Source organism: Colwellia sp. D2M02, from assembly GCF_018860755.1.
Classification (GTDB): Bacteria; Pseudomonadota; Gammaproteobacteria; order Enterobacterales; family Alteromonadaceae; genus Colwellia; species Colwellia asteriadis.
On the sequence record NZ_JAHKPW010000008.1, the window covers coordinates 1 to 6,975 of the forward strand.

General features: G+C 39.4%; 6 protein-coding genes and 1 riboswitch. Of the genes, 3 read left to right on the plus strand and 3 right to left on the minus strand.

Annotated features, from left to right (window positions below; genetic code table 11):
- Positions 1–274: 274 nt before the first annotated feature.
- From cobO to KO495_RS00800, 3 genes are all read right to left on the minus strand, one after another.
- Complete coding sequence (gene cobO / locus KO495_RS00790) at positions 275–895, minus strand: cob(I)yrinic acid a,c-diamide adenosyltransferase (RefSeq protein WP_215978493.1); 621 nt, start codon at positions 893–895, stop codon at positions 275–277.
- 103 nt (positions 896–998) lie between these two features.
- Complete coding sequence (locus KO495_RS00795) at positions 999–2,423, minus strand: cobyrinate a,c-diamide synthase (RefSeq protein WP_252738736.1); 1,425 nt, start codon at positions 2,421–2,423, stop codon at positions 999–1,001.
- Positions 2,424–2,442: 19 nt separating this feature from the next.
- A complete protein-coding gene (locus KO495_RS00800) occupies positions 2,443–3,051 on the minus strand; it encodes a hypothetical protein (protein WP_215978494.1) in 609 nt (202 codons plus the stop codon).
- Between the two features lie 176 nt (positions 3,052–3,227).
- Positions 3,228–3,427, minus strand: a riboswitch (cobalamin riboswitch).
- A 224-nt stretch (positions 3,428–3,651) separates the two neighbouring features.
- Between KO495_RS00800 and KO495_RS00805 the strand changes: the two genes are divergently transcribed.
- The 3 genes from KO495_RS00805 to KO495_RS00815 all read left to right on the plus strand — a co-directional run bounded on the left by KO495_RS00805 (position 3,652) and on the right by KO495_RS00815 (position 6,694).
- Positions 3,652–4,236, plus strand: a complete 585-nt coding sequence (locus tag KO495_RS00805; RefSeq protein WP_215978495.1) for a histidine phosphatase family protein — start codon at positions 3,652–3,654, stop codon at positions 4,234–4,236.
- Entirely contained in the window at positions 4,197–5,399 is a 1,203-nt protein-coding gene (locus KO495_RS00810) for a CobD/CbiB family cobalamin biosynthesis protein (RefSeq protein WP_252738737.1), read from the plus strand. The genes KO495_RS00805 and KO495_RS00810 overlap by 40 nt, the downstream gene beginning before the upstream one ends.
- Before the next feature lie 197 nt (positions 5,400–5,596).
- Positions 5,597–6,694 (plus strand): threonine-phosphate decarboxylase, encoded by a 1,098-nt coding sequence (locus KO495_RS00815; RefSeq protein WP_215978496.1) that lies wholly within the window; start codon positions 5,597–5,599, stop codon positions 6,692–6,694.
- Positions 6,695–6,975: the final 281 nt, after the last annotated feature.

The following is a 6,975-nucleotide window of genomic DNA, read 5'->3' on the forward strand; positions in this document are numbered from 1 at the left end:
AGCTAGGTAAAGCAATAACGTACAAAAATATAATGATAAAACGTCGCATTAACTTGCCCACACTTCCTACTTTTTGAGTAAAGAATACCAATCGATTTATAGCGCTATTGGTATTGAATGAATGACAACCCTCTGTCCTTGATCGCTGCTAGCGGCGGATAATACGTTATTGATAAAAATTTTTCTTTAAAATAATTGTTATTTAATTGTAAGCCTAACCCAGCAAATTGCTTAGTTTATTTTATCTGAAATATTTATCCTTTAGTTCAATTGATTACCAGTCTAAGCCTTTTTGCGCTTTTATACCGTCTTGAAAAGCATGCTTAGTTGGCTGAACTTCCGACACTGTATCAGCAAGCTCTATTAAGCGGCGATGACAAGCACGTCCGGTAATGAGCACATGCTGCATTGGCGGGCGACTAGTGAGTGCCTCAATAATTTCATCAAGGTTTATATAGCCGTATTTAACCATGTAGGTCATTTCATCAAGCAGGACAATATCAATATCAGGGTTAGCTAACATCGCTTTACTTTTTTGCCATGCGACTTTAGCCGCGGCAATATCTGTGGCTTTATCTTGTGTTTCCCAAGTAAAACCTGTGCCCATAACATGATGTTCTATCGGAAATTGTTTTAAAATATTCATCTCGCCACATTCCCATTTGCTCCCCTTAATAAATTGGACAATACCGGGCTTTAAACCGTGACCTAAAGCGCGTAATACCGTGCCAAAGCCTGAGGTGCTTTTGCCCTTGCCATTACCGGTAATTACCACTAATACGCCACACTCTTTAGTTGCTTTAGCTACGCGCTTATCCACATTGGCTTTTATTTTTTGTTGACGAGCTTTATGCTTTTCTTCAGCGCTTTGCTGCTGGTGTAATTCGTTACTCATTAAAATGCCTTACTGTTTTTAGCTGTTTTAAAGCTACCTTCTATAGTTTGTCAGCCCATTAATGGTAAATGGGTCATTAGTTATGACTATTTAGCTATCTTATTTATTTAGATAAAACTCGTTTTTTATCAAACATCTTTAAAGCAATTTCGGCATTACTTGGTAAATACCAATGCATATAGGAAGCAATAATATTATTGTACTGATAGACCGACTCAACTAAACGCTCGGTTGGGTGATGCTTACTAACGCTAACAGCTTTTAATGCAATATCGGCTGTTGAGTAGTGAAAGCTATGACCTCGGATTACCGTGTTTGCAATACCTTTAAATAAAGGAACTTCAACCGATTGTGAGCCAATTGCAGCAAGCTTTTGCTGCATTTTTGCTTTACCGGGTAGTAAACCAACCATAGTAAAGTTGTTATCATTTAAATCGACCAGCTCTTCAAGTAAGTAGAGCATACCGCCACATTCAGCAACAATAGGTTTTTGTGCGTTTGAAAATTCACGCACTTCGGCAATAAAACTGGTATTACTGAGTAACTCATCGGCATAAAGCTCAGGGTAGCCGCCGGGAATGTACAGCACATCACCAGCAGGTAAGTGCGCATCGTTTAGGGCTGAGCAATAAACAATATCTGCGCCTGCTTGTTCAAGAAAAGCAATGTTGGCCGCGTAAATAAAGCTAAAAGCTTTATCTTTAATAATGATAATACGCGTACCTGAAAGTGCTGTTGAGAATGCGGCTGAAAACTCAGTACTATGTTGCTCAGCTGCTTGCTGCTTTGTTACTGGGAAAAACTCTACCGCTGTTGGTAAATCAACTAAATCGGTTTGTGCAATATGGCTGGCTGCTTTATCAAGTTGAGTGTCAATATCGGCTAATTCTTGCGCTTGAACTAAACCTAAGTGGCGCTCAGGCAAAGTAATTTCAGCATCTTTTGCAATGCGCCCAAAAAAGCGGAATTCCTCAGGTAAACAACTTTGCAAAATTTCAACATGACGCGGTGTATTTACGCGATTGGCTATTACCCCTGCAAAGGGTAAATCAGCACGAAGCTTTGCCAGCCCAAAAGTTACCGCAGCAAAGGTTTGCGCCATCGCCGATGCATCAATAACCCCTAAAACAGGAATGGAAAAATATTGTGCTAAGTCAGCGCTACTTGGCGTACCGTCAAATAAGCCCATCACCCCTTCAATCAAAATTAGATCTGAGTCAAGTGCTGCGCGGTGTAATAACGCTTGGCAACCTTGCTCGCCAACTAGCCATAAATCGAGTTGGTAGACCAGCTCGCCACTTGCTTGGCGTAATATCATTGGATCAATAAAGTCAGGTCCGACTTTAAAAACACTAACTTTACGTCCTTGATTACGATGATAACGTGCAAGTGCTGCCGTTATTGTGGTTTTACCTGAGCCAGAAGAAGGAGCAGAAACAATAAGTGCTGGACACACAGTGCCAGATCCAGCGGTGTTTTTCATTTTATGCTGAAAAGGTAAGTTTTCAGAAGATGTTGAGTTAGTCATTATTTAGCTTATTTTAGTGTTATAGGTGTTCAGATGGCTGCGTGGCAGCGCTCGTTTTATGACTAAAAAATTGACTAATAACATAATCAATTGCTATGGCTGAAGCGACATAGAAAATAGGTCTACTGATAGAGCTCACAAAATACTTATCAACACGGGCGGTATATTCTGCCCATGAAAGTGGATAAAAGTGACCTGATAAAGCATAGTAACTGCCATTTGAAATGAAAAAGGCAATCGCGCTTGCGGTAAATAAAGCAATTGAAATTTTGGCAATATTAAAAAGTGCCGATTGCTGATTCCAACTGGCTTTAGCATAAAACCCAATAGCAAACATGGCGGCATAACTAAAGGCTAAGGCAGGGTAGGAAGCAGTTAAACAATCACCAAATGAGCCACGCATATAAGACGAGCTTAAATCAATCACGATAGATAAAATATAGAAATACCAAAAGCTTTTTATACTGCGTAAATACATACCCGCGAGAAAGAAAACCGCAGTAGAAGCACTTGGTAAGTCATTAAATACAGTAAAATGGTTACCACGAGTGGCGAGCATTAAAAACGTTAACAGGGCAACAATGCTGGCGAGTATACTAATAGGGTATTTTTGAGTGGTTGATTTCATAACAGTTCCATTAAATAAATTAACGGCAGAGGAAATCAAAGAGAGTAAATAGCAACAGCTAGCTTATTTTAGCCTTTTAGGCTAAATAAGTAACATTTTTAGCAAGTTAAACCTTTACGCAGCGGCGGGTACTTACTTAGTCTATTTTTTACTATGCTCTGAATCACCGCCCACCGCAGTTGTCGAGTAAAATAGGCCGGTCTCCGGACTCCTGTTCATCGCATTGCAACACCTTCCCATACGTCATCAGCTTTTCGCTTATGGTTCATACAGTGGTTTTTGTTGCTGCTCACAGTTACCGTTGCGGGGGCAGTACTGGTATCTCACCAGTTTCACGTTTCATCTTTATTGGCTGACTTTTTTACAATGGGTAATTGCTGATAAGTCAGTTAATAGCTTGATAACTCATTCTAAAATGAAGTGTAAAATCAAAGCTAATCCTAAGACACCTAAATCACGGCAAATGGTACGCAATGCAGTATCTAAATACAATAAACAATGCTCGTTTGGGTATAACTAATTGCAATATCTCAGATTTGCATTGAAGCCATAGAGTGATTTGGTTATGCTGCGCGTCGCTTTTATGAGGTAGTCAATATAATGCAAACAGTTTTTTATTTAGCTCGTCACGGTGAAACAAAGTGGAATAAAGGACATCGCTTTCAAGGCCAACTTGATAGTGAGTTAACTGAACTAGGAAAAAAACAATCAAGCAATCTCGCTGAGCAAATAAAAGCTTATAACATTGACGCTATTATTAGTTCGCCCTTAGGTCGAGCCGTAGCGACGGCAAATTTATGTCAACAGTTATTGCAACTTGAAGTAAGTATTGAAAAGCGATTAATGGAGCGTGATTTAGGCGCATGGCAGGGGCAGTATTTATCTGATATTGCCCATCAAGCGCATTTTGAGGAAATATTACATGGCTTTACTTGCCGAGTACCGCTGGGTGGCGAAAGTGCTGTGGCATGTGGTGACCGAATATATCAGGGGCTTTGTACTATTGCTGTGGCGCGTATGAATACTCAATTACTGGTTATTTTTCATGGTGAAGCATTACGCTGTTTGCTGTCTACACTAGGGCAACGTCTTAACGGTAATGCTTATGAGTTGTTTAAAAATGCCAGCGTTATCAAGTTAGTATATTGTCATCAGCAGCAGCGGTTATTTCTGCCGTCAACTTAGGTTATTACGAGGAGTTTTTAGTGTCATTATTAAATGAAATAGTTTTACCTGATGCTTACTCTGTAATTGTTGGTTGTTCAGTAAGTATTACCTTATTACTGGCGTTGATATTTGATGCCTGCTTTGGTGAGGCGAAAAAATACCATTACCTCGTTGGTTTTGGTTATATTGCTCAATGGTTAGAGCAACGACTTAATCCTGATTTTATAGCAAAGCCAATCAAGCCAATTAAATCAAATAATGACGACACCGATGTTTTTGCTGAAGAAGATCTTGCCGTTACCTCGAATAATTCTTTTAGTGCTTCGTCTAGTAAAGTGGCAACTGGTACTAATCAAGAGCCACAGTTTTCCATAAAGTCTGCACTATTAGGTGGCTGTGCTTGGTTGCTTATGGTTTTACCTATTCCACTGTTTTATTGGTTTTTTCTAAATGACTTTATTTGGTATTGGCAACTATTGCTTGATGCGGTTGTGCTGTATTTAGCGATAGGCTTACACAGCCTACACCAGCATGCGATGCAAGTTTACCAGCCGCTAAAAAATAATAACTTAGTACAAGCACGACATTTTACCGGTTACTTAGTCAGTAGAGATACTACAGCGTTATCGCCGCAAGCGATGTCGCGCGCAACGGTTGAGTCAATGTTAGAAAATGGTCATGACTCGGTGATCGCATCACTTTTTTATTATGTTATCGGCGGCGCTCCATTAGTGATATTACATCGTTTTGCTAATACCTTAGATGCCATGTGGGGTTATAAAAGTGCCCGATTTTTCTCCTTTGGTTATGTTAGTGCTCGTCTTGATGATTTATTAGGATTTGCTTCTGCGAAAGTTTGCACTTTGCTCTATGCAATACAAGGTAGTATTTATGGTCGCTTTAAGTGCAGTGTGAGTAATGCTTTTAAGCAAGGTAATTATTATAAAAGTCATAATGGTGGTTGGGTGATGGCTGCAGGTGCCACCGTAATGAACGTGCTTTTAGGTGGTAGTGCTAATTATCATGGCAAAACTATCAGCAGCGTAACCTTAGGTGTGGGAGAGCAGGTGAACCTTGACGATATTATGCGTAGTGTTAAGCTTGTTAAAGTGGCTGCGCTGTTGTTGTTATTGAGTGTTTTTAGTGGGCAATTAGTGGCTATGTTATTGATATCACATTAAAAGAGAAGTAATTCTAATAGCAATACCTATTACCTGTACTAATACCCGTACTAATACCTGTACTAATAACACTAGCAGCAATAAAGGCAGAAGGCGTTAATTCACGATATTACTTTTAGTTAACACTAGTGTAGTACTGAGCTAATACTAAGTTAACTTTGAACTCGTTTTGAACTCATTTTTCAGTGAAAATCATTATGACTCTTATCCATGGCGGACAATTACATCAGGTAGCCGCACAATATAAAATTCCTGTTAATAATTGGTTAGACTTATCAACAGGCATTGCACCGCTAAGCTATGCTATCCCTGATATTCCGCTAGCGTTGTGGCAACAACTACCACAAAAAAACGCCGATTTACTTGCCGCGGCGCAAGGGTATTATCAATGCTCTCAGCCATTATTAGTAACTAATGGTAGTCAGTCTATTATTAAAGCATTACCTCTGTTATGGGCGCAGAAAAACAGCCAAGTCATTGGGAAACTTGCTAGTACGGTTTATCTACCAGAGCGAGGTTATAAAGAGCACGGTCAAGCATGGCAAGATGCGGGACACTTGTTGTGCTTTTATCAAGATGAATTACCTGAAATTACAGAGCTTACCCCTTACTGTGTGTTGGTAGTAATTAACCCTAATAATCCAACGGGTAAGCTTTTTAGCAGAGAAACACTACAAGCATACCAGCAAGCGATAAGGCGATTACATGGTTTGTTAGTGATTGATGAAGCGTTTATGGACGTTATTGAAAAGCCTTATTCAATGGGCGGTTTAGTTACTCATTCACACACTTTAGTATTGCGCTCATTTGGTAAGTTTTTTGGTTTAGCAGGTATTCGCCTTGGCTTTTTAATTGCTAATGATGAATGGCGTAAAGTGTTTTCAAACTACTTAGGACCATGGCAAGTGAATGGTCCAGCGCAGTTTATTGCGCAAGTGGCGTTACTAGATACCGATTGGCAAGCAGAGCAAAAACAAACACTCTCTACATTAAAAGCAACACAAGTGGCGCTTTTACAGCGATGTTGGGGTGATGATCTTATTGCCACTATGCATGGTTGTAATTTATTTATTACGGTTACTTTTCATGCTGATTTGAAGCAGGGGAAGAGTCACTTTATCGCCCAGCAGCTTTATCACTTGTTATGCTTGCAAGGGGTTTATGTCCGTTTAGCTGACGAAAACGATACCCTGCGCTTTGGTATCGCCTTAACTAAAGATTTACCTAAACTTGAGCAAGCACTGCTTAACGCTAAAAATCAGCTAGTTGCACTAAATAACCTGAGCTCGGCTTAACAAATGTTTCTCTAGCAGCTACTTTTCCTAACTTCTTCGTTAAATTTACTTGCAATAGGCCAGCTATTGACGCGAAATTTGCCTTGAATTAAGAAAAACTATCAAGCTAGAGATTCATAAAAGTAATTTTTGCTGATATTTCAATTTGTTAAATATCTCTTAAACCGAGTTCAGGTTATTTATGAACAAATTTTAAGACAAAAAAAATCCGACACTAGGTCGGATTTTTATAGCATTGATAACGTTTATTAAAGGAAAGGGTTTACTTTAAAAAATTTTTT

What these genes read in the sequence shown, in the direction of transcription:
- cobO (WP_215978493.1), bottom strand. Translation starts at nt 895, where the DNA reads ATGAGTAACGAATTACACCAGCAGCAAAGCGCTGAAGAAAAGCATAAA.
- KO495_RS00815 (WP_215978496.1), top strand. Translation starts at nt 5,597, where the DNA reads ATGACTCTTATCCATGGCGGACAATTACATCAGGTAGCCGCACAATAT.
- KO495_RS00795 (WP_252738736.1), bottom strand. Translation starts at nt 2,423, where the DNA reads ATGACTAACTCAACATCTTCTGAAAACTTACCTTTTCAGCATAAAATG.
- KO495_RS00805 (WP_215978495.1), top strand. Translation starts at nt 3,652, where the DNA reads ATGCAAACAGTTTTTTATTTAGCTCGTCACGGTGAAACAAAGTGGAAT.
- KO495_RS00800 (WP_215978494.1), bottom strand. Translation starts at nt 3,051, where the DNA reads ATGAAATCAACCACTCAAAAATACCCTATTAGTATACTCGCCAGCATT.